The organism is Nonomuraea sp. NPDC050478, assembly GCF_044458265.1.
GTDB lineage: Bacteria > Actinomycetota > Actinomycetes > Streptosporangiales > Streptosporangiaceae > Nonomuraea > Nonomuraea ferruginea.
Genome location: NZ_JBITHT010000007.1, coordinates 138,271 through 162,907, shown reverse-complemented (window position 1 = coordinate 162,907; position 24,637 = coordinate 138,271). Strand labels below are relative to the sequence as shown.

Here is a 24,637-nt window from a genome sequence, read left to right as displayed (position 1 = left end):
ATCTCACATATGAGATGCCTCCGCGTCAGGTGCCGGCGACGCGCCGGACCCCCGCCTATGCAGGGCCAGACGCGCCGGCGTGCACGCGGGCCGCCGCCCGTGCACCAACGCCCTCCGGGCCTCCCCGAACCCGCGACGGTCACCGAACACGTCACGACTCAGCTCCGCCAGCTCCTCCGCACGATAAGCCTCCAACGGCTTACGCCGCTCATCGGCCTCCCGCGCCTCCCGCTTGGCCGCCAGCAACCGCTCATAACGCGGGCTGGAAGCGAGCCTGTCAGCGTACTCCAGCACCGCCCCCTCGAACTCCGGCCGCGACCCCGGCACCACCCGATCCGCCAGCCCCAGCTCCACCGCCTCCTGCGCGCCCACCGGCAACGCCCGCCAGGCCAGCCGCCGCGCCTGCCGCGCCCCCACCCGGCGCGGCAGCACGTACGCCCACAACCCGCCCCCCGACAACCCCAACGTCCGAAAATGCGGATTCAGCACCACACCCGAACGCACCATCACCCGATCACCGCCCAGCGCCAGCATCACCCCGCCCGCCCACGCGTCACCACCCACCGACGTCACCACCAGCTGCCCCGTACACGCCACCAGCTCCCGGCACAGCAGACCGAACGCGGTCACGTTCATCCACGCCTCCAGCTCCGGATACCGCGCCGCCTCGATCACCTCCAGATGCACACCCCGGGAGAACACCTCACCACCCCGCACCACCAGCACCCGCGTATCCTGCGCCGCCGCATACCGCAACGCCGCCACCAGCCGCCGGCACTGACCCGCCGACATCGCCCCCTCATAGAAATCGAACCCCACCACACCCACACCATCACCCCGGTCATAGGTGATCTCGCTGAAGCCCGGCCGCTCCCGCACCCCGTCCAACCGCCCACCCAGCACCGACACCGCCGGCAACGTCACCGCACCCCCCTCCCCGGCCCGCAACTGGCCCACCCACACCGTCCCGTCACCGGTGTGCACCAGCACCGCACCCTCCCGCCGCCCCGCCACCACACCCGGCGCACCCCCCAACACCGGCCCCCGATACACGTCGAACACCCGCACCGCCAGCCCGCACAACTCCGCCACCACCCCCGGCTCCCCATCAGCCGCCCGCACCCGCCGCACCACCTCCTCCGTCGGCGCCTCCCACGACAACACCCCACCCGGCTCCCGCACCCGCACCACCGGCCCGCCCGGCACCGGCGGCTCCGGCACGAACCCCGGATCGGCAGCCCTGTCCGCCACCTCCAGCACCAGCTCCGCCGCCGCCTCCGCCACCGGCCCCCGATACAACGCCGACCTGCGCGGCGGCTCAGCAGGCATCGCGAACATCCGATGCCCCCACACCGGCGCCCCCTCCATCTCCCGCCCGGCCTGCAACGCCGTCACACCCCACTCACCCACCCCGCCCGCGATCGCCCGCTCCAGCGGAAAAGGACCCCGATCACCCGGCGGCCCCGGACGGATCACCACCGTCCGCGCCCCCTCCCACAACGGCGCCGGCGCCCGCCCCGCCGCCGACGGGCAGATCACCAGATCCGGCTTCGCCAGCCGGACCGCCTCCATCACCAACCGCTCCGACAGCGCCAGCTCCACGCTGACCTCGTGCCCGGCCCGGCGCAACGCCAGCCAGACACGCTGCACCAGACCGTCGAAGGAGGAACAGACAAGCAGGATACGCACAGGAAGATCATCCTCACCGGTGGGACGTGCCGCCGGAAGGGACGCGCACAGCCCCGCCCGGCCCGTACAGGCAAGCATGCTGACACGTCCACGCAAACGTCGATGACAGATCCCAGCAAAACCCGCCACATCCGGGGGAGTGGAGCCACCCCCACACGACCGTGCCACCATGGGCCCATGACGGCGTGGCACGAGGTCGAACAAGCAGAGCCCGCATTCGCCCGGCGCGTACGAGCGCTGTTCGACGCCCACAGACACAAGACCATCGCCACCCTGCGCACCGACGGATCACCCCGCATCTCCGGCATCGAGGCCGCCTTCGAGGACGGCGAACTCGTCTTCGGCTCCATGCCCAACGCCCGCAAGGGCGCCGACCTGCGCCGCGACCCGCGCTTCGCCCTGCACAGCGCCACCGTCGACCCGGTCGAGGGCTCCGAGGCGCAGTGGCCCGGCGAGGCGAAGATCGCCGGGCGGGCGCTCGCCGGCGGGGGAGGAGCGGACGGTGATCGTTTCCGTGCCGACATCGCCGAGGTCGTGCACACGCATCTCGACGACAAGGCGACGGTGCTCGTCGTCGAGTGGTGGACGCCCGGGCATGGGCTGCGCAGGGTGGAGCGCGCGTAGCCGCGACCTTTTTTCCGCGTTGACCGGTTCCGATCCGATACCAAACAGAATTCAGCTTCTGTTTGGTATCGGGTGGTTTGTCCGGGTTAGAGGCGGTTGACGAGGCGAGTGGCGGCCCGGTGACTCATGCCGGTCTCGCCGCGTACGAGGAAGACCGCCTCCTGGATCTGACCCATCGCCTTCAGCTCGCGGGCCTGGTCGATGATGTCCTGCCGGGGGGAGGGACGGTTGCGGGGCGCCTTGGTCAGGCGGACGGCCAGGATGATCAGGTAGATGATCGCGACGGTGACGACGAAGGTCAGCGCGATCAGACCCCCGGTGGATACGGCCATGAGTCGATCGTACGTAAAGAGATCGCCTCGCGGGAGTCAGAGCGTGCCGACGAAGGTGGCGGCGTCTTCCTCGTTCATGCCGGTTTCTGCGCGTACGAGGAGGATGGCCTGTTCGGTGTGGCCGGCTTCTTTGAGGTGGCGGGCCCGGGTGGCGAGGTCGGGCTGGGCGGGTGTACCGGTGAGGGCGGTGTAGGCGGGGTGGCTGATGGGGCGGCCCGCGGCGAGGCCGTCGACGGCGTCCTTGGCTTCTCGCAGGCCCATGCCGGTCTGTTCGCGCAGGAGTTTGATGGCGTGGATCATCTTGTTCTGCTGGATGAGGGTGTGGAGCTGGGTGTCGAGCTGGTCTCGTGTGAGCTGGACGTGTGACGGCGCTGGTGTGGTGCGGCCGCGGGTGTTTCTGTTTTTGATGAGGATGGTGGCGCCGGCGGCGAGGATGGCGAGGGTTGTGGCGATGATCAGTAACTCGGTGGTGGGCATGGCTGGGATGGTATCTCGGGCGCTCTTGTGGTTGCTTGATAATGGACATTATGTCAAGTAGTGGCTGAGTGGTGCCCTGTTGGCGGTTAGTCAGATTGGGTGGTTTCGGTGGTGCGGGATTTATATGTTGTGACATGCGTTACGTGACGGTGAGTGACGTCGTTGTGGCTGTCGGGCGTTATCGATGTGTGATGTGATCTTGTGGTGCCGGTGTTGTCGCTGGTGGCGGGGTGTGGCGGGTTCAGGTTGGGACCTCTCCCCCGGTGGGCGGCGGGTGCGGGCTGGATGCGGTGTGTGGTTGACAGGTGACATGACTTGTCGTTGATTCCTCGCCCTCGGGCAGGGGTGGCCTTTAGGGTGGTCTTCTGCTATCGCGCCGCGAGAGGAGCAGCACGTGGGGAACGAGTCCGTGTTATGTCCGGTGTGTCAGGGGGTTCTTCCCGCTGACGGGCGCGAGGCGTATACGCCGCTGCGTGGGCGGTTGATCCTGACGAACGGTTACTGCCCGGGTGGGTGTGCCGATCGGCGTGCCGCGCATGTGGAGCAGGTGCGGCAGCGCGCGCCTCAGGCGCCTCAGGCGTTGCCTCAGTCCATGGTGCCGTCGATGGGGCAGGGGGTGTCTCAGCCGGTCGCGGGGCCTGGTGGGGAGCTTCCGGTGCGGCGGCCGCAGGCGGCTGTGGTGGGGCCGGGGGTGCGGGTTCCGCGCTGATTGTTCCGGTTGCCGGTGTGCGGGGGTGTGCCGGTGGCGGGGTGTTGTGTACGGCGGGTCCATGGTCTGAGGCGGGTGTGCCGCTGAGGATGGTGGGCTCGCCGTTTTCGTGTGTGCGGGGTCAGGGGTGGTAGGGGCGGGTGCGGGTGACGGCGGTGGTGGGGAGCGGTCCGTACAGGTGGGGGTAGCCGTTCTCGTGGCGGATGTCGAGTCCGGTGGGGTCGATGTCGAGGATGAGCAGGGGTTCGGTCACGTGGCTGTAGTAGGTGGCGTGGACGGTGCGGAGTTGGTCGTGGTCGCGGCTGCAGTGGATGAAGCCTTCTTGGTCGAGGGTGCGGCCGAGGGTGGAGATGCGGTACTCCCCTGTGTTCTGGGCGTGGGTCCAGTCGGTGGCGAGGGCGAGGTGGTGGATCATGGGGTCCATTCGTGGTCGACCATGGCGTAGATGAGTTCTGAGGACCATTCGCCTTTGACGTGTTCGTTGTCGATGAGGTGGGCTTCGCGGCGCATGCCGAGTTTTTCGAGTACGCGGGCGCTGGCGGTGTTGCGGGCGTCGAGGCGGCCGGTGATGCGGTGGAGGTGGAGGCCGTCGAAGCCGAGGCGGAGCATTTCGCGGGCGGCTTCGGTGGCGTAGCCGTGGCCGTGGTGGTCGGGGTGCAGGACGTAGCCGATTTCGCCTTGGCGGTGGGCTTTGCTGGTCCAGATGAGCAGGCAGTTGCCGATCAGGGTTCCGTCGTGGGTGATGGCGAGGTCGATGGCGTCGCCTTCGTCGAGGAGTGCGGTGCGGGTGGTTTTTTTGTCGAGGAAGGTGCGGGTGGCGTCGCGGTCGCGGGGGTGCCAGTAGAGGTAGCGGGTGACGTCGGGGCGGGATTCGTAGGCGTGGAGGGCGTCGAGGTCGTCGGGGGTGAAGGGGCGGAGGGTGAGGCGGGGGGTGGTGATGGGGTATTGGGGTTTGAGCACGAAGGCATTTTAGGGGGGTTTCAGTGGGTGCCGGCGAGGTTGAGGATGACGACGCCGGTGATGATGAGGAGGATGCCGCCGATTTTGTGCAGGGTGAGGGTTTCGCCCATGAAGGCGGCGCCGATGAGGGCGATGGCGGCGGTGCCGGCTCCGGCCCAGACGGCGTAGGCGGTGCCCATCTCGAGGTGGAGTTTGAGTGCTTGGGCCAGGAGGGCGAAGGAGGCGATGTAGCCGAGGGCGGTGGTGACGGTCCAGCCGGGGTTGGTGAAGCCGTTGCTGAGTTTGAGTGCGGTGGTGGCGGTGACCTCGCAGATGATGGCGAGGGCGAGCAGGAGCCAGGCCATGGTGTTTCTCCCCGGGAGGCGGTGCGGGTGTCCCAGCGTATGGGGGGTGTGCGTCCGGGTGGGGTGGTGGGCCGGGTTGAAAAGGGTGTCGAATGCGTGTTCCACTTGGTCGGTGGGTTGGGACGCGCAGCCTCTGGTGGAGGCGGCCGATGAGCGGCCGCTGATCGAGCGGCGTGCCGTGGTGCGTGACGGTTTCTACGAGCTGCAGGCGCGTGTGGTGATCGAGCGGGTGGCGCGGACGGCGGGGATCGCGCAGCGGTGGGCGGTGTCGCCGTATCGGGGGTGTGTTCACGCGTGCCTGGGTTGTGGTGCGCGTGGGGGGCATCGGCGGCTGGGGCTGGACGCGGGGCGTGATTTCGACTCGCGGGTCGTGGTGAAGCCGAATGTGGTGGCGCGGTTGCGGGCGGAGCTGGCGCGGTGGGGTGGTGAGCCGCTGGCGGTGGGGGTGAGTGGTGACTGTTATCAGCCGGCGGAGGAGACGTACCGGTTGATGCCGGGGGTGGTGACGGCGCTGGCGGAGGCGGGGGTGCCGGCGACGGTTTATACGCGCAGTCCGCTGGTGTTGCGGGATGCGGCGTTGCTGGCGGAGTGCGGGGTGCGGGTGGCGGTGTCGATCGCGTTCGTCGACGAGCGGATCCGGCGGGCGGTGGAGCCGGGTGCGGTGGGGGCGCAGGCGCGGTTGGAGCTGGTGGCGTCGCTGGTGGAGGCGGGGGTGGATTGCCGGGTGCTGATGGGGCCGGTGCTGCCGTTGCTGAGTGATGGTTCTGATCAGCTGGCGGCGACGGTGCGGCGGATCGGGCAGGCGGGGGTGCGGTCGGTGGAGCCGGTGGTGTTGCGGCTGCCGGCGGGGACGCGGTCGTGGTTCGGGGCGTGGCTGGAGCAGGCGCATCCTGGGCTGGTGGCGCGTTATGAGGAGTTGTACGGGCGTGACGGGTTGCCCTCCCCCGCTTATGAGGAGCGGATTCTGGGGCAGATCGCGCAGTTGTGCCGGGTGTACGGGATGCGGTGCGGGCCGGGTGAGCCGGAGCCGCGTGATCCGTGGTTCGGGCAGTTGGCGCTGGTGTGACCGCTCCCCCGCGCGTGGGGTCGTGCGGGGGGTGTCAGGCCGGGCTCAGGTCTGGTTCTTGAGTGCGCTGCCTTGCTTCCACTGTTTGAAGGACATCTGCCAGAAGCCCCAGCCGTTGTTCCATTCGAGTTCGCGGTCGGTGCCCTTGATCTCGACGATGTCGCCGCGCTGGAAGTTGTCGTAGTACCACTTGGCCTGGTCGGGGCGGGCGTTGATGCAGCCGTGGCTGACGTTCTGGCGGCCCTGGGCCCAGACGTTGTTCTTGGCGTGGACGTATTCGCCGCTGTTGGAGATGCGGACGGCGTGGTCGACCATGACGTCGTAGTAGCCGGGGTCGCCCTTCTTGCGTCCTGGGGAGATCATGCGGACGGGGTTGACGCGTTCCATGGTGAGGTGGACGCCGCTGGTGGTGGTGTATTCGCGGGTGGTGGCCTTGCCGGCGCTGATGGCCATGGTCTGGACGCGTTTGCCGTTGCGGTAGACGTACATCATGTGCTTGGCGGCGTCGACCTTGCTGATGACCTTGTCGCCGATGTCGATGGCGTAGTCGTAGTTCTTCATGCCCCACAGGTCTTTGCCGGCCTTGACGCCGTCGAGGGCGGCGTTGAAGCTGACGGTCTGGTTGGGGGCCCAGTATTTGGCGGGGCGGTAGATGGCGTAGGAGTCGTCGATCCATCGCCAGGCGCCGTCGACGGGTTTTTCGGCTTCGACCGTCAGGGCGCGTTCGACGGCGGCCTTGTTGGCGACGGGCTGGTTGAACCTGACCATGATCGGCATGCCGATGCCGACGGTTTCGCCCTTGATGTTGGGGGTGACGTCGGTGATTTGCAGGACGCGGTCGGGTTTGCGGGTGGTGAAGGCGCTGGCGGCGGTGGCCGCGCCGGCGGTGGCGGCGACGTTGTAGTCGGTGGCCGGCTTGAGCGCGGTTTTGGAGACCCATTTGGTGCGGTCGGTGTTGAAGGTGCCTTCGAGCTGCTGGCCGCCGGTTTGGACGGTGACGTCGTCGAGGGTGCCGCCTTCGGCGGTGACGACGATGCGTTTGCCGGGGTTGACCTTGGTGCTGCCCTGGGCGGGGGTGATGGTGATGGTGGGGGGTTCGGGGGTGGCGGAGGTGGTGGCCTCGGAGGCTGCCGGGGTGGTGCCGCCGGCGGCGGAGCAGGAGGCGGTCAGGGTCGCGGCGGCGAGCAGGGCGACCCCTGTGGCGGTCTTCCTCCAGGGTGTTGTGATGGTCAAGTGAACCTCTCCCCACTTACATGCACTGCACTAAAAGACCTTAATGCTCCTGCATGTAAGACGAGCGTTGGTTTCGGAGAGTTCAGTCACATTTCGATCACTTCTGGCGGTGAGTCGCTGGTCAGCGCGCCGCCGGGTGGAGGGAAAAACTCGCGGCCGGGCCGTACGGGGTCAGTCGCGGCGGGTGAGGCGGTGGGTGAGGCCGGTGTGGCGGCGGCCGGCGCCGCGGGTGCGGACGGCCTGGGCCAGGGCGCGGCGGGAGCCGACGATGACGACGAGCTTCTTGGCGCGGGTGATGGCGGTGTAGAGGAGGTTGCGCTGCAGCATCATCCAGGCGCTGGTGGCCAGCGGGATGACCACGGCGGGGTATTCGCTGCCCTGGGAGCGGTGGATGGACACGGCGTAGGCGTGGGCGAGCTCGTCGAGTTCGTCGAAGGCGTAGTCGACGCGTTCGTCCTCGTCGGTCAGGACGGTGAGAGCGTGGTCGTCGGGGCTGATGTCGGCGACGACGCCGACGGTGCCGTTGAACACGCCGGCGGCGCCCTTGTCGTAGTTGTTGCGCAGCTGGGTGACCTTGTCGCCGACGCGGAAGACGCGGCCGCCGTGGCGGCGTTCGGGGGCGCCGTCGCGGGCGGGGGTGAGGGCTTCCTGCAGGGCGGCGTTGAGTGCGCCGGCGCCGGCCGCGCCGCGGTGCATCGGGGCCAGGACCTGGATGTCGCGGCGGGGGTCGAGGCCGAAGCGGCGCGGGATGCGGCGGGCGGCCACGTCGACGGTCAGGGCGGCGATGTCGTCGGGTTCCTCGCAGGGGAAGAGGAAGAAGTCGTCGAGGCCGGCGAGCTGGGGCTGCAGGCCGGAGTTGACGCGGTGGGCGTTGACGACGACGCCGGACTCGGCGGCCTGCCGGAACACCTGGGTGAGCCGTACGCGGGGGATGTCGGCGGCGGCGAGCAGGTCTTTGAGGACCTCGCCGGCGCCGACGGACGGCAGCTGGTCGACGTCGCCGACGAACAGCAGGTGGGCGCCGGGGGCGACGGCCTTGACGAGGCGGTTGGCGAGCAGCACGTCCAGCATGGAGGCTTCGTCGACGACGACGAGGTCGGCGTCCAGGGGGTTGTCGCGGTCGTAGGCGGCGTCGCCGCCGGGGCGCAGCTGCAGCAGCCGGTGGACGGTGGTGGCCTCGTGGCCGGTGAGCTCGGACAGGCGTTTGGCGGCGCGGCCGGTGGGGGCGGCGAGGATGACCTTGGCGCGTTTGGCGCGGGCCAGGGTGACGATGGAGCGGACGGTGAAGCTCTTGCCGCAGCCGGGGCCGCCGGTCAGCACGGCGACCTTGTGGGTGAGGGCCAGGCGGACGGCCTGGCGCTGCTCGCCGGCGAGGTCGGCGCCGGTGCGTTCGCGCAGCCAGGTCTCGGCCTTGGCCCAGTCGACGTCGGCGAACGCCTTGAGCCGGTCGTGGCCGTGGTGCAGGAGGGTGAGCAGGGAGCCGGCCAGCGACTGCTCGGCCCGGTGGAAGGGCGGCAGGTAGACGGCGGGGACGTCGTTGTCGCCGGCGGGCACCTGCTCGCGGACGACGCCTTCGGCGGCGGCCAGCTCTTCCAGGCAGGTGGCGGTGAGCGGGGCGGGCACGTCGAGGATCTTGACGGCGTCGGCGGTCAGGTTGGGGGCGGGCAGGTAGCAGTGGCCGTCGTCGGCGGCCTGGGACAGGGTGTAGCGCAGTCCGGCCTTGACGCGTTCGGGGCTGTCGTGCGGGATGCCGACGGCCTGGGCGATGGTGTCGGCAGTCTTGAAGCCGATCCCCCACACGTCGTCGGCCAGCCGGTACGGTTCGGTGCGCACGACTTCGACGCTGCGTTCGCCGTACTGCTTGAAGATGCGCACGGCGATGGAGGTGGACACGCCGACGCCCTGGAGGAACACCATCACCTCTTTGATGATCTTCTGTTCTTCCCAGGCGTCGGCGATCATGCGGGTGCGTTTGGGGCCGAGGCCGGGCACTTCGGTCAGGCGGGCGGGTTCCTTCTCGATGACGTCGAGGGTGGCGGTGCCGAAGTGGTCGACGATCCGTTCGGCCATTTTGGGGCCGATGCCTTTGATGAGGCCGGAGCCGAGGTAGCGGCGGATGCCCTGGACGGTGGCGGGCAGGACGGTGGTGTAGGACCAGACCTCGAACTGGCGGCCGTAGCGGGGGTGGGAGGTCCAGCGGCCGGTCAGCCGGAGCGACTCCCCCACCTGGGCGCCGAGCAGGGGGCCGACGACGGTGAGCAGTTCGGTGGCGGAGCGGCCGGTGGCGACGCGCGCGATGGTGTAGCCGCTGTCCTCGTCGGCGTAGGTGATGCGTTCGAGCACGGCGTTCAGGTTGGTGCCGACGTCTTTGGAGCCGCCGTCCCGGCTTCCTTCAGGCCTGCCCACACGGAGGAGACTAGGACAGATCTTCACCGCCGCGACACCTCCCCCGGCGTGGCGGGGGGTGGCTGGTAGCGTGGCGGGTGGCTGCCCGCTGCGGGTCACGCCCCGGACGAGCGCGTCGTACCCGGCATGACAAGACGACGTGGACCGTGGTCTGTTCTCCTGCGGAGGTGCGTGTCGTGGCGTGGATCGTGCTGGTCGTGTCCGGGGTGCTGGAAGCGGTGTGGGCGGCGGCTCTGGCTTCGTCGCAGGGGTTGTCGCGGTTGCGTCCCACGCTGCTGTTCGTGGCGGCGCTGGCGGTCAGCATGGCGGGGCTGGGGTACGCGTTGCGGACGATCCCGGTTGGCACGGGTTACGCGGTGTGGGTGGGGATCGGCGCGGTCTGCACCGCGGTGTACGGGATGGTGTTCCTCGGTGAGGCGGTCACGGCCGCCCGGCTGGTGTGCCTGATGCTGATCGTCGCGGGTGTGGTGGGGCTGAGGCTGGTGTCCTGACGGGATCTCCCGCGGACTGCCTGGGGAGGGCGGGAGGTGCCATGGGCGGAGGGCGGGGCGTCGGCGTGGCGCTGCTGACGGCGATGCTGGTGGTGGTGACGGCCGCCGGCTGTTCCGGCCAGTCGCCGGAGCGGCCGTCGGCCGTGCCCACCGCCGTCCCCACCGTCGCTCCCCCGCCGGACGGTTGCGCGGGCGGGCCGCGGCTCGCGGAGGGGCGGCACACGATCGAGTTCGGCGGGCTGGAGCGGGTGTTCCTGCTGGCGCTGCCCGAGGGGGACGGCCCGCACCCGGTGCTGCTGAACCTGCACGGGCTGGGTTCCAACGCGCGTGAGCAGGCCGCCTACAGCCGGCTGCCGCGGGTGGGCGCCGAGCGCGGCTACGTCGTGGCCACCCCGCAGGTGGCCAAGGGCAGGCTCGCCTGGACGCTGCCGAACGGGTTCGGGCCCGACGACACCGGGTTCCTGGGGGCGCTGCTGGACCGGCTGGAGCAGGAGTTGTGCGTGGACCGGCGGCGCCAGTTCGCGGCCGGGCTGTCGTACGGGGGCGGGATGGCGGCGGCGCTGGCGTGCTCGATGGATGGGCGGCTGGCCGGGGTGGCGGCGGTGGCCGGGCTGAGCCTGGTGCGGCCGTGCCCGGAGCCGCCGCCGGTGACGCTGGTGTCCTTCCACGGCACCGCCGACCGGACCGTCCCGTACGGGGGCGGGCATCCGCTGCGGGACGCCACCGGTGACCTGCGCAAGCTGGCCGACATGGTGAAGCTGCCGCCGGTGCGCCGGAGCGCCGAGGGGTGGGCGGCGGCGCTCGGCTGCCCGGAGCCGCGGGTGAGCTCTCCCGTACGGTCGGTCGAGCTGCGTGCGTGGGACGGGTGCGCGGCGGGGGCGGACGTCCGGTTGTACACGGTCGGCGGCGGCGGTCACACCTGGCCGGGGCCCATCGAGGTGCCGCGGCTGGGCGCCACGGCGCGGGGGCTGGACGCCAGCGCGCTGATCCTGGACGCCTTCGACGCCGCCGAGCCGCGCTGACCCCCTAGGCTTGCTGTTCATGACTCAGGTGGGACAGGTGACGGCCCGCGCGCTGATGCGCCGCCTGGCCGTCGAACAGAGCGAGTCGCGGATCCCCTCGATCATGGCGGCGGTGGTGCGTGAGGGGCAGGTGGCCTGGCAGGGCGGTCGCGGCCGGACGGCCGGTCCGCCGGGAGGCGAGCCGACGCCGGGCACGCAGTACCGGCTGGGGTCGATCACCAAGAGCATGGTGGCGGTCGTCGTCATGCGGATGCGTGACGAGGGCCTGCTCGATCTGGCCGATCCGGTCGGCAAGCATCTGCCGGGGGTGCGGGCCGGGGAGGCCACGGTCGCGCAGCTGCTGTCGCACACGGGCGGGCTGACGGCCGAGCCGCCGACCGACTGGTGGGAGCGCACGCCGGGCGTGGAGGCGGGTGAGCTGCTGGGCAGGCTCGGGCCGGCGCATGTCAAGCATCGGCCGGGGCGGCGCTACCACTACTCCAATCTCGGTTACGGGCTGCTCGGCGAGCTGGTCGCCCGGTTGCGGGGGGTGCCGTGGCTGGAGGCGGTGCGGGAGGAGGTGCTGGAGCCGCTCGGCATGGGTGACACGACGCCGCGGCCGCGGCCGCCGCACGCCGTCGGTTACGCCGTCCATCCGTACGCCGACGTGCTGCTGGCCGAGCCGGAGCATGATCATGGGGCGATGGGGCCGGCGGGGCAGCTGTGGTCGACGGCCGGTGATCTGGCGCGGTGGGCGGCGTTCGTGGCCGGTGACACCGGCGGGGTGCTGGCGGAGGGCACGCTGGCGGAGATGCGGGAGCCGGCGACGGTCGACGACGGTGACGCCTGGACCGGCGGTTACGGGCTGGGGCTGCAGCTGACGCGGCATGCCGGGCGCCGGTTGGCCGGGCACACCGGGTCGATGCCGGGGTTCCTGGCGACGGTGTGGGCCGATCCGGCCGCCGCGACGGGGGTGCTGTTCCTGGCCAACGCCACGTCGGGGGTGGGGCGGACGTTGCTGTTCGATCTGCTCGACATCCTGGAGGAGCATGAGCCGCGGATGCCGCGGGAGTGGGTGCCGGGTGCCGCCGACCCGGATCTGCTGGCGCTGACCGGGTTGTGGCACTGGGGTCCGGCGCCGTACACGCTGCGGCTGCTGCCCGATCGGGGGCTGGCGCTGGGGCCGGTGTCCGGTGGCGGGCGGGCGTCGCGGTTCGTGCCGCAGGACGACGGCACGTGGCTGGGGCTGGACGGTTACTACGCGGGCGAGACGTTGCGGGTGGGGCCGGATCATCTGGATCTGAACACGTTCGTGTTCACGCGTGAGCCGTACGATCCGGGGGCGCCGGTGCCGGGTGGTGTCGGGGACTGGCACACCCCCATTACTTGACGTCAGGCGTAAAGTACTTGCTATGGTACGTCAAGTAGTGGCGGGAGGCGGCGTGACCCACGACGAGCAAGGCGCGCTCGAACAGGACATCCTCCGGCTGGTCGGCAGCAGACTGCTCGACCCGCTGGAGATCCTGCTCGGCGACGGCGCGTCGGGGGCCCTGGAAGAGCTGCGCGCGAAGGCGCGGCACGACGCCGCCACCTGGGCGGCCGACCTGCTCGGGCCCGACCGGCCGCGCGCCGTCCACACCGGCGCGCGGCTGATCGCGGTCCTCTACCCCGGCGACGCCGCCTTCGACCCGCCGCTCGAGTGGTGGCGCACCCCTCTGGGCCGGGCGATCGCCCGGCGCGTCGGCCATCCCTCCGCCGACCGCGTCCCGTACGCGGTCGCCGGGGCGATGCTCGGCATCACCCGCCAGGGCGTCCACGACCTGGTGCGGCGCGGGAAGCTCCAGCAGCACCCGGACGGGGGTGTCGCCACGCGCTCGGTCCGCGAACGACTCGACCCCGGAGGGGCGCATGGAGACCATCCTTGACGGCGACATCCCGATCGCCGTCTGCGACCACGGCGGCGACGGCCCGCCGCTGCTGCTGCTCCACGGAGCCGGCGGCAACCTGCTCAACTGGCGGCAGGTGGCCCCCCATCTGAGCGGGGTGCGCGCGGTGGCGGTCGACCTGCGCGGCCACGGCCGCTCCGGCGACGGCCCGTGGACGTGGAAGGCCGTCCTGGACGACCTGGAACACGTCGTGGCCGCGCTCGGCCTCGGCGAGCCCGCCGTGGCGGGCCACAGCCTGGGCGGCATGCTCGCCGGCCTGTGGGCCGCCCGCCACCCCGCCTGCCCCGCCGCCGTCAGCCTCGACGGCCACCGCGCCGCCGAGACCCACCCCGCCAACTACGCCGGCCTGGACGCCGGGCAGGTGACGGCCGGCCTGGCCACGCTGCACGAGATGTTCAGCCGGCAGGCCGAGGCGGCGGCCGCGCCGATGACCGCCGCGCAGGCCGAGGCCTTCCTCGACGGGCAGCGCGCCTTCGCCGCCGCCCAGAACGCCGACCCCGACGACTGGGAGGAGTCGGTGCGGCGCAACCTGCGCCCCCACGACGGCGGCTTCCTGCTGCGGCCCGGCCCCGCCGTCACCTCCGCGCTGCGCGAACTGCCCGAGTTCGCCGACGCCCTGCCCGTCTTCCGCCGCCTCACCGGCCCGTTCCTCATCGTCAACGCCACCCGCAACCCGCCCGTCCCGCCGCCCCTGGTCCCGCTCATGGACGCCTACCGGGCCGGGCTGCGCCGCGACCTCGCCGCCCTGGCCGCCGAACGGCCCGCCATCGAGGTCCGCGAGATCGACGCCGGGCACGGCATGGTCGCCGAACGGCCCGCCGAGGTCGCCGCCCTCATCACCGGCTTCGTCCACCGCCACAGCAGGGCCGCCTGACCCGCCGGTCGCCGCCCCTCATGCCGGCCAGGCCCGCTCCGCGGCCACGACGCGGGCGGACTCGGCGCGGGTCGCGTCGCGGACGGTGAGCAGATCGCCGTCCGCGGCCAGGACGGTGACGATCGCCCGGCCCGCAACGGTGACACGGTGGGACGTCCCGGGATCCGGCGGCCGGGAGACGGCCAGATCCTGCCTGCGGACGGTGGAGACCGGCGCGCCCGCGGGGTCGAGGTCGTGGCGGATCCGGGTGCGGCACCGGTGCCGCGCGAGGGTCCGCCACGGGTAGGGGTCGCCGGTCACATCGGGCCCGGATCCGTCCCCGGGCGGCGGGGCCGTACGCTCGCGCAGGACGGGCCAGTCCATCGACGGGACGTAACCGGAGGGCAGCGCCGCCGCGTCCTCGCGCAGCCCCGCGGGGCGCGCGTGCAGTGCCGGGTCGAAGACGTCGCGCAGCGGCCAGAACCGTAACAGCACGTGGGCCTGCCGGGGGTCCTCCCAGAAGTCGCCGTCGCTGCCCCTGGCCGGGGGCACGCGATGAGCGCGCACACCGTACAGGAAGCAGGGCGGGCCCAGCACGAGCGCGCCGAGGGAACGCTCGCCCTCGTCGTCGCCCATGGTCACGATGCCGCCGGCGCTCAGGTAGGCGCTCTCCCCCGCCGCCGTCCACGGGGCGGGGGCGGGCGGCGGGTCGGAGTCCCAGATTTCCAGGCGGACGTCCGCTCTGCCGTGGCGGACGCCGCTCTCGACGCGCATCCAGCCGCCCGCGGTCTCCAGGACGCCGTCGGACAGCGACGGGCCTGCCACGACGCCGTACAGGTCGTCGAGCTGGAAACCGCCGTGATAGGTGTCCACGGTGTCCCTGAACGATCGCAGCGTCATGGCCATGGTCTCTCCGCTTCCCGCGGGGATGGGCCCGCGGACAGTGACTCTAGGGACCGCGGCCGACAGTTCCGGCCCATCGGGGAAAGGGTTGGACGGGAGGGTGCCCGGGCTTGTAGTTTGCGGCTGACCGTGACGCCGCCCGAGGAGGTGAGACCCATGAACGCTGTAGCGATGTGGGTGCTCCCCCTTCCCGTCACGGCCGGGCGACCGAGGTAGGGGCCGCCGGGAGCGCCTCGCTGACAAGGCACTCCCGAAAGGCGACACCTATGCACTCTCAGCAGGTCACCGGCGAAGGCGCCGGGCGCGCGCCCCTCACCCACGATGTGATCATCGCCGGGTGCGGGCCGACCGGTGCGATGCTGGCCGCCGAGCTGCGGCTGCACGACGTACGGGTACTCGTCCTGGACAAGAGGACCGAGCCCGCGTCGTTCGTCCGCGTCGTCGGTCTGCACATGCGCAGTCTCGAACTGATGGCGATGCGCGGACTGCTGGACCGCGTCCTCCCGCACGGGCGGCAGCGTCCGGCCGGCGGTTTCTTCGCCGCCATCCCCAAACCCCCGCCCCAGGGCCTGGATTCCGCCTACGCCTATCTGCTGGGCATCCCTCAGCCGGTCATCGAGCGTCTGCTCGAGGAGCACGCGGCCGCACGGGGCGCGCAGGTCCGGCGCGGTCGCGCGGTGGCCGGATTCGAGCAGGACGACGAGGGCGTGACCGTCGAGCTGGCCGGCGGGGAGCGGCTGCGTTCGCGCTACCTCGTCGGCTGTGACGGCGCGCGCAGCACGGTGCGCAAACTGCTCGGCGTCGGCTTCCCCGGCGAGCCCTCGCGGACCGAGACGCTGATGGGCGAGATGGAAGTGGGCGTGCCGCGGGAGGAGATCGCCGCCAAGGTGGCCGAAGTCGGCCAGACCCACCGGCCGTTCTGGCTCCGGCCCTTCGGCGAAACCGTCTACAGCGTCGTGGTGCCCGCCGCGGGAGCCGGCGACCGCGCGGAACCGCCCACCCTGGAGGATTTCCGGCAGCAGTTGCGCGCCATCGCCGGAACCGACTTCGGCGTGCACTCCCCGCGCTGGATGTCCCGCTTCGGGGACGCCACCCGGCTGGCCGAACGTTACCGCGTCGGGCGGGTGCTCCTGGCCGGCGACGCCGCGCACATCCATCCGCCCATCGGCGGGCAGGGCCTCAACCTGGGCGTCCAGGACGCGTTCAACCTCGGCTGGAAACTGGCCGCACAGATCCGCGGCTGGGCCCCGGCGACACTGCTGGACACCTACCAGGCCGAACGTCACCCGGTCGCCGCGGACGTGCTGGACAACACCCGCGCCCAGACGGAACTGCTGTCCCCCGAACCGGGCCCGCGGGCCGTGCGCAGGCTGCTCACCGAACTGATGGACTTCGACGAGGTGAACCGCCATCTGACCGAGAAGATCACCGCGATCGGCGTCCGCTACGACTTCGGCGAAGGGCCCGGCCTGCTCGGCCGCCGCCTGCCCGACGTCGAGGTGAAGAACGGCCGCCTCTACGCTCTGCTGCACCACGGCCGCGGCCTGCTGCTGGACCGCACCGGACGCCTGACCGCCGGCGGCTGGGCGGACCGGGTCGATCACCTCGCGGACGCCTCCGCGGGCGTGGACGTCCCGTGCGTCCTGCTACGCCCCGACGGCCACGTCGCCTGGATCGGCAACGACCAGCAGGACCTGGACGACCACCTGTCCCGCTGGTTCGGCGAGCCCGCCACCTGAACACCGGCCGGTGGTGAGCCGTCAGGGCCGGGGTCGTCAGGTGAGCAGCCGGGCCAGCCGGCGCAGCGACAACCGGGCCAGCGCGTTCACCACCGGCCGGGCCAGCGGCCACAGCAGCCACCCCACCGGCCCCAGCGGCGGCCGCAGCCGCTCGGCCCAGATCACCCGGCTGCCGCCCGCGCACGCCCGCACCCGGATCACCCCGTCGCCGCGCACCAGCCGCCCCACATGCCGCATCTCCACCACGTGGGGCGGCTCCCACCGGGTGATCGTCGTCACGTCCAGGAAGCCCAGCCGGCCGACCCCGGTGAACGCCTCCACCCGGTCGCCGGCCCCCCACGCCGACGTCAGCACCATCCACTCCCGGTGCCGCGGCCAGTCCGTCACGAGCGCGAACACCCGCTCCGGCGGCGCCGGCACGAACACCTGCGCGGCCGCGTACACGTGACAGGTCACCTCAGAGGTCCTGCCCCGCGCTCACCGGCTCGAACATCCGCGCCGGTTCACCCCCTCGACGACGGGCGCCGCGCCATCCTCCGCCGCGACCCGGACCGCCAGGGCCCGGGCCCGCCGCCGGCAGGCCGGGTCGGTGAGCCCGGCGGCCAGCCGTGCGGGCGTCAGGCGGCGCCACGGGATCGCGCCCGGCGCCGTCAGCCCGGCGGCCCAGAACGGCTGGTCGTTCACGCTGGACGCCGCCAAGGAGACGAGAGTCCTGTACGGAACGCCACCCTGGTCGGCCACTACACCCCCGAAGAGGTCACCGCGTCGCTCGACTACCACCTGGCGCGGCTCCGCGTGCGGTGACGCCGGCTAGGCGTCCAGCCACTCGCCGTCACGCATGAGGTCGCGGCCCGCCAGCTCGTCCTCCTCCCGCCACGCCTGCACCCAGACCGGGCGGATCCGGAAATACAGGTACGGGGACGAGAGCGCGCGCGGGTCGAAGCCGGTCTTGGCGGCGAACGCGTCACCCGTCGCCTCCGGCAGCTCCTGCGGCCGGACCGCCTCGGCCGTCCCCTCGATGAGCACCACGTCACGCGTCAGCCCCACGCCGACGCGCACCCGGCCGTCGGCCACCAGGTTGCGCGCCGTCGGAGTCCTCGCCGCCGTGGAGATCAGCAGCGTCTCACCGTCCCACAGGAACGACAGCGGCACCATGCACGGCCCCTCCCCCGCCGTGGCCACCCACGCGTCCACGTCCTTCTCCAGCCGGGACAGGGTGTCCTTCAACCGTTCCGCCGGCGTACGAGGCATTCTCGAGTCCTTTGCTGTCACATGTGGCACTGATGCGGTCACCACCATGACACGCCGCGGAGGGAGAACGTGACGCGCTACCGGCCCACGTAGGCGCGCAGGTGGCGGGCCGTCAGCGTGTCGCCCGAGTCCACCAGGTCGGCGGGCGTGCCCGCGAAGACCACCCGGCCGCCGTCGTGACCGGCGCCCGGCCCCAGGTCGACGATCCAGTCGGCGTGCGCCATCACCGCCTGGTGGTGCTCGATCACGATCACCGTGTTGCCGTCGTCCACCAGCCGGTCCAGCAGGCCCAGCAGATGGTCGACGTCCGCCAGGTGCAGGCCCGTCGTCGGCTCGTCCAGCACGTAGGTGGAGCCGTTCCTGGCCATGTGCACCGCCAGCTTCAGGCGCTGCCGCTCACCGCCCGACAGCGTCGTCAGCGGCTGGCCCAGGCCCAGATAGCCCAGCCCGACCGCCTCCAGCCGGTCCAGGATGACCTTGGCCGGGCCGCTGGTGAAGAACCCGGCCGCCTCGGCCACCGGCATCTCCAGCACCTCGCTGATGTTCTTGCCGCGCAACCGGTAGGCCAGCACCTGCGGCGTGAACCGCCTGCCCTCGCACTCCTCGCACACCGTCGCCACCCCGGCCATCATCGCCAGGTCGGTGTAGATCAGGCCGATGCCCTTGCACGCCTGGCAGGCCCCCTCGGAGTTGGGCGAGAACAGCGCCGGCTTGACCCCGTTGGCCTTGGCGAACGCCGCCCGGATCGGGTCGAGCAGCCCCGTGTACGTGGCCGGATTGCTCCGCCGCGACCCGCGGATCGGCGACTGGTCGGCCACCACCACGCCCTCGCGGCCGGCGACGTAGCCGTGGATGAGCGAGCTCTTGCCCGACCCGGCCACCCCGGTGACCACGGTCAGCACCCCCAGCGGGAGGTCGGCGTCCACACCTTGCAGGTTGTGCAGGGTCGCGCCGCGGATCGGCAGCCACCCGGCCGGCTCGCGCACCTTCTCCCGCAGCGTCACCCGGTGGTCCAGGTAGCGGCCGGTGAGGGTGCCGGAGGCGCGCAGCCCCTCCAGGTCGCCGGCGTAGCAGAGCGTGCCGCCCTGCGCGCCGGCGCCCGGCCCCAGGTCGGCCACGAAGTCGGCGATGGCGATCATCTCCGGCTTGTGCTCCACCACCAGCACGGTGTTGCCCTTGTCGCGCAGTTTGATCAGCAGCTCGTTCATCCGCTGGATGTCGTGCGGGTGCAGCCCGGCGGTCGGCTCGTCGAAGACGTAGGTGGCGTCGCTCAGGCTGGAGTTGAGGTGGCGGACCATCTTGACCCGCTGCGCCTCGCCGCCGGACAGCGTGCCCGACTCCCGGTCCAGGCTCAGATAGCCCAGCCCGATCTCCACCAGCGAGTCGAGCGTGGCCCGCAGGTTGTCCAGCACCGGGCCCACCGCGGGGTCGCCGATGCCGCGCAGGAAGCCGGCCAGGTCGTTGATCTGCATGGCCGAGCACTCGGCGATGTTGCGCCCGCCGATCCGCGCCGAGCGGGCCGCCTCGTTGATCCGGGTGCCGTCGCAGGCCTGGCAGCGCATCAGCTTGACCGCCCGGTCGGCGAACGCGCGGGCCTGCCCCTTCAGCGACTCGCGGTCCTTGCCCAGGTACTGCTTGCGCACCCGGACCACGAGCCCTTCGTAGGTGAGGTTGCTGGAGCCGACCTTCACCTTGGTGGTCGGCTTGTGCAGGAAGTCCTCCCACTGCTGGGGGGTGAAGTCCTTCAGCTTGACCGCCGGGTCGTAGAAGCCCGAGTTCGCCATCACCTGCCAGTACCACGAGTCGACCGGGAACCCGGGCGCCTTGATCGCGCCCTCGTTCAGCGACAGCTCCCGGTCCACCAGCTCGTCCACGTCGATGTCGGTGATCTGGCCCAGGCCCACGCACTCGGGGCACATGCCCTGCGGGGTATTGAAGCTGAAGGCGTAGGCCGGGCCCACGTGCGGGGTGCCGATCCGGCTGAAGACGATCCGCAGCATCGTGTACGTGTCGGTCGCGGTGCCGACCGTGGAGCGGGCGTTGGCGCCCATCCGCTCCTGGTCGACGATGATCGCCGCGCTCAGGTTGTGCAGCGCGTCCACGTCCGGCCGGTTCAGCGGCGGCATGAACCCCTGGATGAACGCGGTGTACGTCTCGTTGATCAGCCGCCGCGACTCGGCGGCGATGGTGTCGAAGACCAGCGACGACTTGCCGGAGCCGGACACCCCGGTGAACACGCTGAGCCGCCGCTTCGGGATGTCGAGGGAGATCCCGGCCAGGTTGTTCTCCCGGGCGCCGCGCACCTGGATGTGGTCGTGGCCGTCGGCGGCGCGGTAATCAGACTTTCGTAGATCGTCGGCGATAGTCATGCCATCAAGTCTGTCATTGAAGTTGCAAGTGTAAGGTTTCACGGTCGTGGCCTGGAGGAGGCGTCGGTAACCTTAAAGTGCGACGTAACCCCTGTTTGTGGAAGGCGGGCGCCCGTGCGGCCCATCGATCTGGCGCGCGTCGCGGGCCTGTCGACCCAGCAGATCCGCAACTACGCCGACGACGGCGTCCTGCCGCCCACCCCGCGCACGCCCGCCGGTTACCGCCGCTTCGACGCCCGCCACCGGCAGGCGCTGCTCACCTACCGGGCGCTGGCCGCCGGCCACGGCTGGGACGCCGCCCGCCAGATCATGCGGGCCGTGCACGCGGGCGACGTGCCGCGCGCCCTCGAACTCGTCGACGCCGGCCACGCCGAGCTGCACGGCCGGCGCGCGGCCCTGGAGTCGGCAGGGCGGGCGTTGGAGACGGCGGGCCACGAGGAAGGCGCCTTCCGGGGCAGCCTGCGCATCGGCGAGGTCGCCGCCCGGCTGGGGGTGCGGACCTCGGCCCTGCGCGTGTGGGAGTCGGCGGGGCTGCTGGCGCCTCGCCGCGACCCGGCCACCGGCTACCGCCTCTACGGGCCTGCCGACGTCCGCGACGCGCGGATGATCTTCATGCTGCGGCAGGCCCGCCACCCGTTCCCGCAGATCAGGCCCGTCCTCGACGGGCTGCGCCGCACCGGCAGCAGCGACGCCCTGCGCGCTGCCATCGCCCGCCGCCGCCAGGAGCTGACCGAGCGCGCCACCGCCATGCTGGCGGCCGCCGCACGCCTGCACGAGTATCTTTCCGGCGGTTGAGACCCGGTCTATCGGGACGCGCCGCCGGTGAAAGGCGGCTCGCCCTCCTTCAGCGGGCGGAAGCGCAGCGCCGACCACGTCTCGTCTACCGCCACCTGGCCGTTCGGGCGCAGCCCGAACTCGCCCACGATGGGCCAGAGCGTGTCACGGTTGACGTCGGACTTGCCGCCCTTCGGGTAGGCGACCCAGAGCACCGGCGGGCCGGTCAGCCGGTCGCGCTGCCCGTCCAGCAGGCCGCGGGCCGAGGCCGCGTCGGCGGCGAAGAACACCCCCACCGCAGCCTCGCCCAGGTCCTCGACGTAGTCCGCGCCCTCCGGCAGGGGGCCGACGAGCGGCCGGTGCTCCCCCGCGGAGATCCACACGGTGCCGCCCGGCTTGACGAGCAGCTTCTCGGCGACGGTCTTGGCGGCCATGGTCAGGCCCTTTCGTAGGTCAGGTCCAGCACGCCGGTGCCGAACGTCTCGGACTTGGTGAGCTTGAGCGGGATGTGCCCCGCGCCCTCCTCGAACAGCCGCTGCCCGCTGCCGACGACCACCGGGTGCACCAGCAGGTGCAGCTCGTCCAGCAGGCCCTCCCGCAGCAGCGACACCACCAGGGTGGGGCTGCCGCTCATGCCCAGGTCGCCGCCCGGCCCCTCCTTGAGCGCGGCCACGTCTCCGGCGGCGATCACCGTGGTGTTCTGCCAGGCGGGGTCGGTGAGCGTGGAGGAGACCACGTACTTGGCGCGGCCGTTCATCATGGTGGCCAGCGGGTCGTCCGGACTCTGGTGAGGCCAGTGGGAGGCGAACGTCTCGTAGGTGTTGCGGCCCAGCAGCATGGCCTCGCAGCGCCGCATGAGCGTGTCGACCGACCGGCCCATGTCCTCGTCGTAGTACGGGAAATGCCACTTCTCCGGCGACTCCACGACGCCGTCGAGCGAGATGAACAGCCCTGCGACGATCTTCCGCATCGTTGACTCCTCGTTTCGGGGTGTGGCTCCACCGTCCCACCGACAAATAAATTTGTCAAGGCGGGCCGCAGGTCACCTAGGAGGGTGATACGTCCAGAAAAATCAGGAACCGAGGAAGCGGAGCACCGCCAGCATCCGCCGGCTGTAACCGGTGACGTGCGACAGGTCCAGCTTGTCGAACAGCGCGTTCACGTGCTTCTCCACCGCGCTCTGCGACACGTGCAGCGCCTGCGCGATCGAGGCGTTCGTCAGCCCCTGCGCCATCAGCTCCAGCACCTCGCGCTCCCGCGCCGTCAGCCTGGCCAGCGGATCCACCTGACTGGTGCGGGCCAGCAACTGGCGCACCACCTCGGGATCGAACGCCGCGCCGCCCGCGCCCACCCGCTCCAGCGCGTCCAGGAAGTCGGCGACCTGCGCCACCCGGTCCTTCAGCAGGTAACCGACGCCCGACACGTCCGAGCTCATCAGCTCGGTCGCGTACCGCTTCTCCACGTACTGCGACAGCACCAGCACCTTCACCCCCGGCCAGCGCCGCCTGATCTCCAGGGCCGCGCGCAGCCCCTCGTCGGTGTGCGTCGGCGGCATCCGCACGTCCACCACCACCGCGTCCGGCAGATGCGCGGCCACCGCCGCCACCAGCGCCTCACCGTCGCCCACCGCCGCCGGCACCTCGTGCCCCTCCTCCAGCAGCAGCCGGACCAGGCCCTCGCGCAGCAGCGTCGAATCCTCCGCCAGGATCACCCGCACGGCAGCTCCGCCCTGATCACCGTCGGCCCGCCGGGCGGGCTGTCCACCGCGAAACCGCCGTCCAGCGCAGCCACCCGGCGCCGCAGCCCCGACAGCCCGCCACCGGACGCGCCCGCGCCGCCCACCCCGTCGTCACGCACCGACACCACCAGCGCCGCCCCCTCCATCCGCACCGCGACCTCGACGCGACCGGCCCCGGCGTGCTTGTTGGCGTTCGTCACGGCCTCGCTCACCACGAAGTACGCCGCCGCCTCCACCGCGGGCGGCGGCCGCCCCGGCAGGTCACACGACACGGTGACCGGCACCTCGGACCGCTCGGCCACCCCGGCCAGCGCCTCCTGCAGCCCGAGCGCGTCCAGCCCGCTCGGATACACCCGCCAGGCCACCTCCCGCAGCTCGCCCAGCGCCTGCTGCGCCTCGACGTGCGCCTGGTCCATCAGATCCGGATGGCCGCGCCGCGCCCGCCCGATCAGCATCGACAGCGCCACCAGCCGCTGCTGCAGCCCGTCGTGCAGGTCACGCTCGATCCGGCGCCGCTCGGAGTCGACCGCCGCCACGATGCCGGCCCGGCTCTCCGACAGCTCGGCGATCCGGCGCTCCAGCGCCTCGGTACGGTCGGGACCCAGCATCCGCGCGGCCAGCCGCCGCTCCAGCGTCCGCACCCCCACCAGTCCCATCAGCGCCAGGAACAGCAGCACGCCGCCCAGCGTGAACATGTAGAGCCCCAGCGGCACCGAACGCGACATCCCGTCGTACGCCTCGTCCAGGACCCACGCCCAGACCAGCCGGCCCGCCTGCCAGGCGCCGAACACCAGCAGCACCAGCACCAGCGCGCCGAGCAACCCCAGCGGCACCCGCGCGGCCAGGAACAGCCGCGCCCGCGAGCCGTCCCCGCCCCCGGCAGGGGGATCCAGGCTCGCGCGGTCCAGGACGGCGGGATCCAGCCGCAGGCGGCGCGCCTCCCACCGGGCCAGCCACCGCGCGGCCCCGGCCGTGCCGCCGGCGAACGGCAGCGTCACCAGCAGGAACACCGCCTCCACCGGCGCGGTCAGCGCACCCAGCACGACCGCGCCGAGCACCCGCGCCCCCTCAGCGGCGAAGCGCATGGCGCCCCTTGCGCCGCTCGCTCAGCCGCACCACCACGAAGACCACCACCGCGAGCAGGACCAGGCCGAGCACCACCTTGGAGGCCACCCCCATGTACGTCTCGACCAGACGCCACTGCTTGCCCAGGTAGTAGCCGGCCAGCACGAAGGTGGTGTTCCAGATGCCGCTGCCGGCCGCCGTGAGCAGGGTGAACTGCAGCACCGGCATCCGCTCCACCCCGGCGGGCACCGAGATCAGACTGCGGAAAATCGGAATGAACCGGCCGAAGAACACCGTCGCCTTGCCGTGCTTGAGGAACCACGACTCCGTCTTCTCGATGTCGGAGACCTTCACCAGCGGCATCTTCGCGGCGATCGCCAGCACCCGCTCGCGACCGAGCAGCGCGCCCACCCAGTAGAGGGCCAGCGCGCCGACGATCGAACCGACCGTGGTCCAGACGAGAGCGTCGACCAGGCCCATGTTGCCCCGGCTGGCCGTGAAGCCCGCAAGCGGCAGGATCACCTCGCTCGGAATCGGCGGGAACAGGTTCTCCGCCGCCACCGCCATGCCGGCTCCAGGCGCGCCCAGGAGCTCCATCAACTGCACAACCCAATCAACCATGCGCCAAGGGTACGGAAGATCGGGTGGTCCCGTTGATGAGGCGGGC

The 24,637-nt window shown here is 71.7% G+C and carries 27 protein-coding genes and 1 riboswitch; of the genes, 9 read left to right on the top strand and 18 right to left on the bottom strand.

Annotated features, from left to right (window positions below; all coding sequences use genetic code 11):
• Window positions 1-3: 3 nt before the first annotated feature.
• Window positions 4-1,689, bottom strand: a complete 1,686-nt coding sequence (locus ACIBF7_RS33665; RefSeq protein ID WP_397198941.1) for an enoyl-CoA hydratase-related protein — start codon at window positions 1,687-1,689, stop codon at window positions 4-6.
• Window positions 1,690-1,866: 177 nt separating this feature from the next.
• On the opposite strand from ACIBF7_RS33665, the gene ACIBF7_RS33660 reads away from it, so the two are divergent.
• A complete protein-coding gene (locus ACIBF7_RS33660) occupies window positions 1,867-2,313 on the top strand; it encodes a pyridoxamine 5'-phosphate oxidase family protein (RefSeq protein WP_397198940.1) in 447 nt (148 codons plus the stop codon).
• Between the two features lie 86 nt (window positions 2,314-2,399).
• Here ACIBF7_RS33660 and ACIBF7_RS33655 read toward each other — a convergent pair whose 3' ends face one another.
• The 5 genes from ACIBF7_RS33655 to ACIBF7_RS33635 form a co-directional block, all read right to left on the bottom strand.
• Window positions 2,400-2,645 carry a hypothetical protein gene (locus tag ACIBF7_RS33655; RefSeq protein ID WP_219546391.1) on the bottom strand — a complete coding sequence of 82 codons (246 nt, stop codon included), beginning with the start codon at window positions 2,643-2,645 and terminating at the stop codon, window positions 2,400-2,402.
• Window positions 2,646-2,681: 36 nt separating this feature from the next.
• Window positions 2,682-3,122, bottom strand: coding sequence for a ribosomal protein L7/L12 (locus ACIBF7_RS33650; RefSeq protein WP_397198939.1), 441 nt, complete (start codon window positions 3,120-3,122; stop codon window positions 2,682-2,684).
• Window positions 3,123-3,952: 830 nt separating this feature from the next.
• Window positions 3,953-4,255, bottom strand: coding sequence for a DUF952 domain-containing protein (locus ACIBF7_RS33645; protein WP_219546390.1), 303 nt, complete (start codon window positions 4,253-4,255; stop codon window positions 3,953-3,955).
• Entirely contained in the window at window positions 4,243-4,791 is a 549-nt protein-coding gene (locus tag ACIBF7_RS33640) for a GNAT family N-acetyltransferase (protein WP_271277553.1), read from the bottom strand. Before ACIBF7_RS33640 ends, ACIBF7_RS33645 begins: the two co-directional genes overlap by 13 nt.
• Window positions 4,792-4,811: 20 nt before the next feature.
• On the bottom strand, window positions 4,812-5,135 hold the full coding sequence (locus ACIBF7_RS33635) for a multidrug efflux SMR transporter (protein WP_148031575.1): 324 nt from the start codon (window positions 5,133-5,135) through the stop codon (window positions 4,812-4,814).
• Window positions 5,136-5,247: 112 nt separating this feature from the next.
• On the opposite strand from ACIBF7_RS33635, the gene ACIBF7_RS33630 reads away from it, so the two are divergent.
• Window positions 5,248-6,201 (top strand): radical SAM protein, encoded by a 954-nt coding sequence (locus tag ACIBF7_RS33630; RefSeq protein ID WP_271277554.1) that lies wholly within the window; start codon window positions 5,248-5,250, stop codon window positions 6,199-6,201.
• 45 nt (window positions 6,202-6,246) lie between these two features.
• On the opposite strand, the gene ACIBF7_RS33625 is transcribed toward ACIBF7_RS33630, so the two are convergent.
• The gene (locus ACIBF7_RS33625; protein WP_271277555.1) at window positions 6,247-7,434 is read right to left on the bottom strand and encodes an Ig-like domain-containing protein; all 1,188 of its coding nucleotides are present in this window, start codon (window positions 7,432-7,434) and stop codon (window positions 6,247-6,249) included.
• A gap of 171 nt (window positions 7,435-7,605) precedes the next feature.
• Window positions 7,606-9,840, bottom strand: a complete 2,235-nt coding sequence (locus tag ACIBF7_RS33620) for an ATP-dependent RecD-like DNA helicase (RefSeq protein ID WP_378525202.1) — start codon at window positions 9,838-9,840, stop codon at window positions 7,606-7,608.
• A gap of 78 nt (window positions 9,841-9,918) precedes the next feature.
• Window positions 9,919-9,984: riboswitch (guanidine-III (ykkC-III) riboswitch) on the top strand.
• A 32-nt stretch (window positions 9,985-10,016) separates the two neighbouring features.
• On the opposite strand from ACIBF7_RS33620, the gene ACIBF7_RS33615 reads away from it, so the two are divergent.
• Genes ACIBF7_RS33615 through ACIBF7_RS33595 form a run of 5 tightly spaced genes read left to right on the top strand, consistent with a single transcriptional unit; the run spans window position 10,017 to window position 14,152 of the window.
• Window positions 10,017-10,331 (top strand): multidrug efflux SMR transporter, encoded by a 315-nt coding sequence (locus ACIBF7_RS33615; RefSeq protein ID WP_271277572.1) that lies wholly within the window; start codon window positions 10,017-10,019, stop codon window positions 10,329-10,331.
• A gap of 41 nt (window positions 10,332-10,372) precedes the next feature.
• Window positions 10,373-11,353, top strand: a complete 981-nt coding sequence (locus ACIBF7_RS33610; RefSeq protein WP_397198938.1) for an alpha/beta hydrolase family esterase — start codon at window positions 10,373-10,375, stop codon at window positions 11,351-11,353.
• Window positions 11,354-11,372: 19 nt separating this feature from the next.
• Entirely contained in the window at window positions 11,373-12,722 is a 1,350-nt protein-coding gene (locus ACIBF7_RS33605; protein WP_397198937.1) for a serine hydrolase domain-containing protein, read from the top strand.
• Between the two features lie 52 nt (window positions 12,723-12,774).
• On the top strand, window positions 12,775-13,257 hold the full coding sequence (locus tag ACIBF7_RS33600; protein WP_219546383.1) for a hypothetical protein: 483 nt from the start codon (window positions 12,775-12,777) through the stop codon (window positions 13,255-13,257).
• Entirely contained in the window at window positions 13,241-14,152 is a 912-nt protein-coding gene (locus ACIBF7_RS33595) for an alpha/beta fold hydrolase (protein ID WP_397198936.1), read from the top strand. Before ACIBF7_RS33600 ends, ACIBF7_RS33595 begins: the two co-directional genes overlap by 17 nt.
• 18 nt (window positions 14,153-14,170) lie before the next feature.
• On the opposite strand, the gene ACIBF7_RS33590 is transcribed toward ACIBF7_RS33595, so the two are convergent.
• Entirely contained in the window at window positions 14,171-15,037 is an 867-nt protein-coding gene (locus ACIBF7_RS33590; protein ID WP_397198935.1) for a hypothetical protein, read from the bottom strand.
• Between the two features lie 263 nt (window positions 15,038-15,300).
• Here ACIBF7_RS33590 and rox point away from each other — a divergent pair, with 263 nt between their 5' ends.
• Window positions 15,301-16,773, top strand: coding sequence for a rifampin monooxygenase (gene rox, locus ACIBF7_RS33585; protein WP_397198934.1), 1,473 nt, complete (start codon window positions 15,301-15,303; stop codon window positions 16,771-16,773).
• Window positions 16,774-16,809: 36 nt separating this feature from the next.
• Here rox and ACIBF7_RS33580 read toward each other — a convergent pair whose 3' ends face one another.
• The 4 genes from ACIBF7_RS33580 to ACIBF7_RS33565 form a co-directional block, all read right to left on the bottom strand.
• Window positions 16,810-17,229, bottom strand: a complete 420-nt coding sequence (locus ACIBF7_RS33580; RefSeq protein WP_397198933.1) for an SRPBCC family protein — start codon at window positions 17,227-17,229, stop codon at window positions 16,810-16,812.
• A 21-nt stretch (window positions 17,230-17,250) separates the two neighbouring features.
• Window positions 17,251-17,472 carry a hypothetical protein gene (locus ACIBF7_RS33575; RefSeq protein WP_397198932.1) on the bottom strand — a complete coding sequence of 74 codons (222 nt, stop codon included), beginning with the start codon at window positions 17,470-17,472 and terminating at the stop codon, window positions 17,251-17,253.
• Between the two features lie 111 nt (window positions 17,473-17,583).
• Window positions 17,584-18,024: a pyridoxamine 5'-phosphate oxidase family protein gene (locus ACIBF7_RS33570; RefSeq protein ID WP_219546377.1), complete on the bottom strand. Its 441-nt coding sequence runs from the start codon at window positions 18,022-18,024 to the stop codon at window positions 17,584-17,586.
• 77 nt (window positions 18,025-18,101) lie between these two features.
• Window positions 18,102-20,393, bottom strand: a complete 2,292-nt coding sequence (locus ACIBF7_RS33565; RefSeq protein WP_397198931.1) for an ATP-binding cassette domain-containing protein — start codon at window positions 20,391-20,393, stop codon at window positions 18,102-18,104.
• A 114-nt stretch (window positions 20,394-20,507) separates the two neighbouring features.
• On the opposite strand from ACIBF7_RS33565, the gene ACIBF7_RS33560 reads away from it, so the two are divergent.
• Window positions 20,508-21,188 (top strand): MerR family transcriptional regulator, encoded by a 681-nt coding sequence (locus ACIBF7_RS33560; protein WP_397198930.1) that lies wholly within the window; start codon window positions 20,508-20,510, stop codon window positions 21,186-21,188.
• Between the two features lie 8 nt (window positions 21,189-21,196).
• Here ACIBF7_RS33560 and ACIBF7_RS33555 read toward each other — a convergent pair whose 3' ends face one another.
• The 5 genes from ACIBF7_RS33555 to ACIBF7_RS33535 all read right to left on the bottom strand — a co-directional run bounded on the left by ACIBF7_RS33555 (window position 21,197) and on the right by ACIBF7_RS33535 (window position 24,591).
• Entirely contained in the window at window positions 21,197-21,601 is a 405-nt protein-coding gene (locus ACIBF7_RS33555) for a hypothetical protein (protein WP_364235979.1), read from the bottom strand.
• Window positions 21,602-21,603: 2 nt separating this feature from the next.
• A complete protein-coding gene (locus tag ACIBF7_RS33550; protein ID WP_397198929.1) occupies window positions 21,604-22,137 on the bottom strand; it encodes a dihydrofolate reductase family protein in 534 nt (177 codons plus the stop codon).
• A 102-nt stretch (window positions 22,138-22,239) separates the two neighbouring features.
• Window positions 22,240-22,884 carry a response regulator transcription factor gene (locus ACIBF7_RS33545; RefSeq protein ID WP_148031591.1) on the bottom strand — a complete coding sequence of 215 codons (645 nt, stop codon included), beginning with the start codon at window positions 22,882-22,884 and terminating at the stop codon, window positions 22,240-22,242.
• The gene (locus ACIBF7_RS33540) at window positions 22,875-23,990 is read right to left on the bottom strand and encodes a sensor histidine kinase (RefSeq protein ID WP_397198928.1); all 1,116 of its coding nucleotides are present in this window, start codon (window positions 23,988-23,990) and stop codon (window positions 22,875-22,877) included. The genes ACIBF7_RS33545 and ACIBF7_RS33540 overlap by 10 nt, the downstream gene beginning before the upstream one ends.
• Window positions 23,974-24,591, bottom strand: coding sequence for a DedA family protein (locus ACIBF7_RS33535; protein ID WP_222708935.1), 618 nt, complete (start codon window positions 24,589-24,591; stop codon window positions 23,974-23,976). The genes ACIBF7_RS33540 and ACIBF7_RS33535 overlap by 17 nt, the downstream gene beginning before the upstream one ends.
• Between the last annotated feature and the right edge of the window lie 46 nt (window positions 24,592-24,637).

Bases quoted from the DNA above. Each gene is read 5' to 3' on its own strand.
- ACIBF7_RS33605 (WP_397198937.1), top strand. From the start codon at position 11,373: ATGACTCAGGTGGGACAGGTGACGGCCCGCGCGCTGATGCGCCGCCTG.
- ACIBF7_RS33635 (WP_148031575.1), bottom strand. From the start codon at position 5,135: ATGGCCTGGCTCCTGCTCGCCCTCGCCATCATCTGCGAGGTCACCGCC.
- ACIBF7_RS33565 (WP_397198931.1), bottom strand. From the start codon at position 20,393: ATGACTATCGCCGACGATCTACGAAAGTCTGATTACCGCGCCGCCGAC.
- ACIBF7_RS33595 (WP_397198936.1), top strand. From the start codon at position 13,241: ATGGAGACCATCCTTGACGGCGACATCCCGATCGCCGTCTGCGACCAC.
- ACIBF7_RS33555 (WP_364235979.1), bottom strand. From the start codon at position 21,601: ATGGCCGCCAAGACCGTCGCCGAGAAGCTGCTCGTCAAGCCGGGCGGC.
- ACIBF7_RS33645 (WP_219546390.1), bottom strand. From the start codon at position 4,255: ATGGACCCCATGATCCACCACCTCGCCCTCGCCACCGACTGGACCCAC.
- ACIBF7_RS33535 (WP_222708935.1), bottom strand. From the start codon at position 24,591: ATGGTTGATTGGGTTGTGCAGTTGATGGAGCTCCTGGGCGCGCCTGGA.
- ACIBF7_RS33650 (WP_397198939.1), bottom strand. From the start codon at position 3,122: ATGCCCACCACCGAGTTACTGATCATCGCCACAACCCTCGCCATCCTC.
- ACIBF7_RS33570 (WP_219546377.1), bottom strand. From the start codon at position 18,024: ATGCCTCGTACGCCGGCGGAACGGTTGAAGGACACCCTGTCCCGGCTG.
- ACIBF7_RS33540 (WP_397198928.1), bottom strand. From the start codon at position 23,990: ATGCGCTTCGCCGCTGAGGGGGCGCGGGTGCTCGGCGCGGTCGTGCTG.
- ACIBF7_RS33660 (WP_397198940.1), top strand. From the start codon at position 1,867: ATGACGGCGTGGCACGAGGTCGAACAAGCAGAGCCCGCATTCGCCCGG.
- ACIBF7_RS33550 (WP_397198929.1), bottom strand. From the start codon at position 22,137: ATGCGGAAGATCGTCGCAGGGCTGTTCATCTCGCTCGACGGCGTCGTG.
- ACIBF7_RS33610 (WP_397198938.1), top strand. From the start codon at position 10,373: ATGGGCGGAGGGCGGGGCGTCGGCGTGGCGCTGCTGACGGCGATGCTG.
- ACIBF7_RS33590 (WP_397198935.1), bottom strand. From the start codon at position 15,037: ATGGCCATGACGCTGCGATCGTTCAGGGACACCGTGGACACCTATCAC.
- rox (WP_397198934.1), top strand. From the start codon at position 15,301: ATGCACTCTCAGCAGGTCACCGGCGAAGGCGCCGGGCGCGCGCCCCTC.
- ACIBF7_RS33655 (WP_219546391.1), bottom strand. From the start codon at position 2,645: ATGGCCGTATCCACCGGGGGTCTGATCGCGCTGACCTTCGTCGTCACC.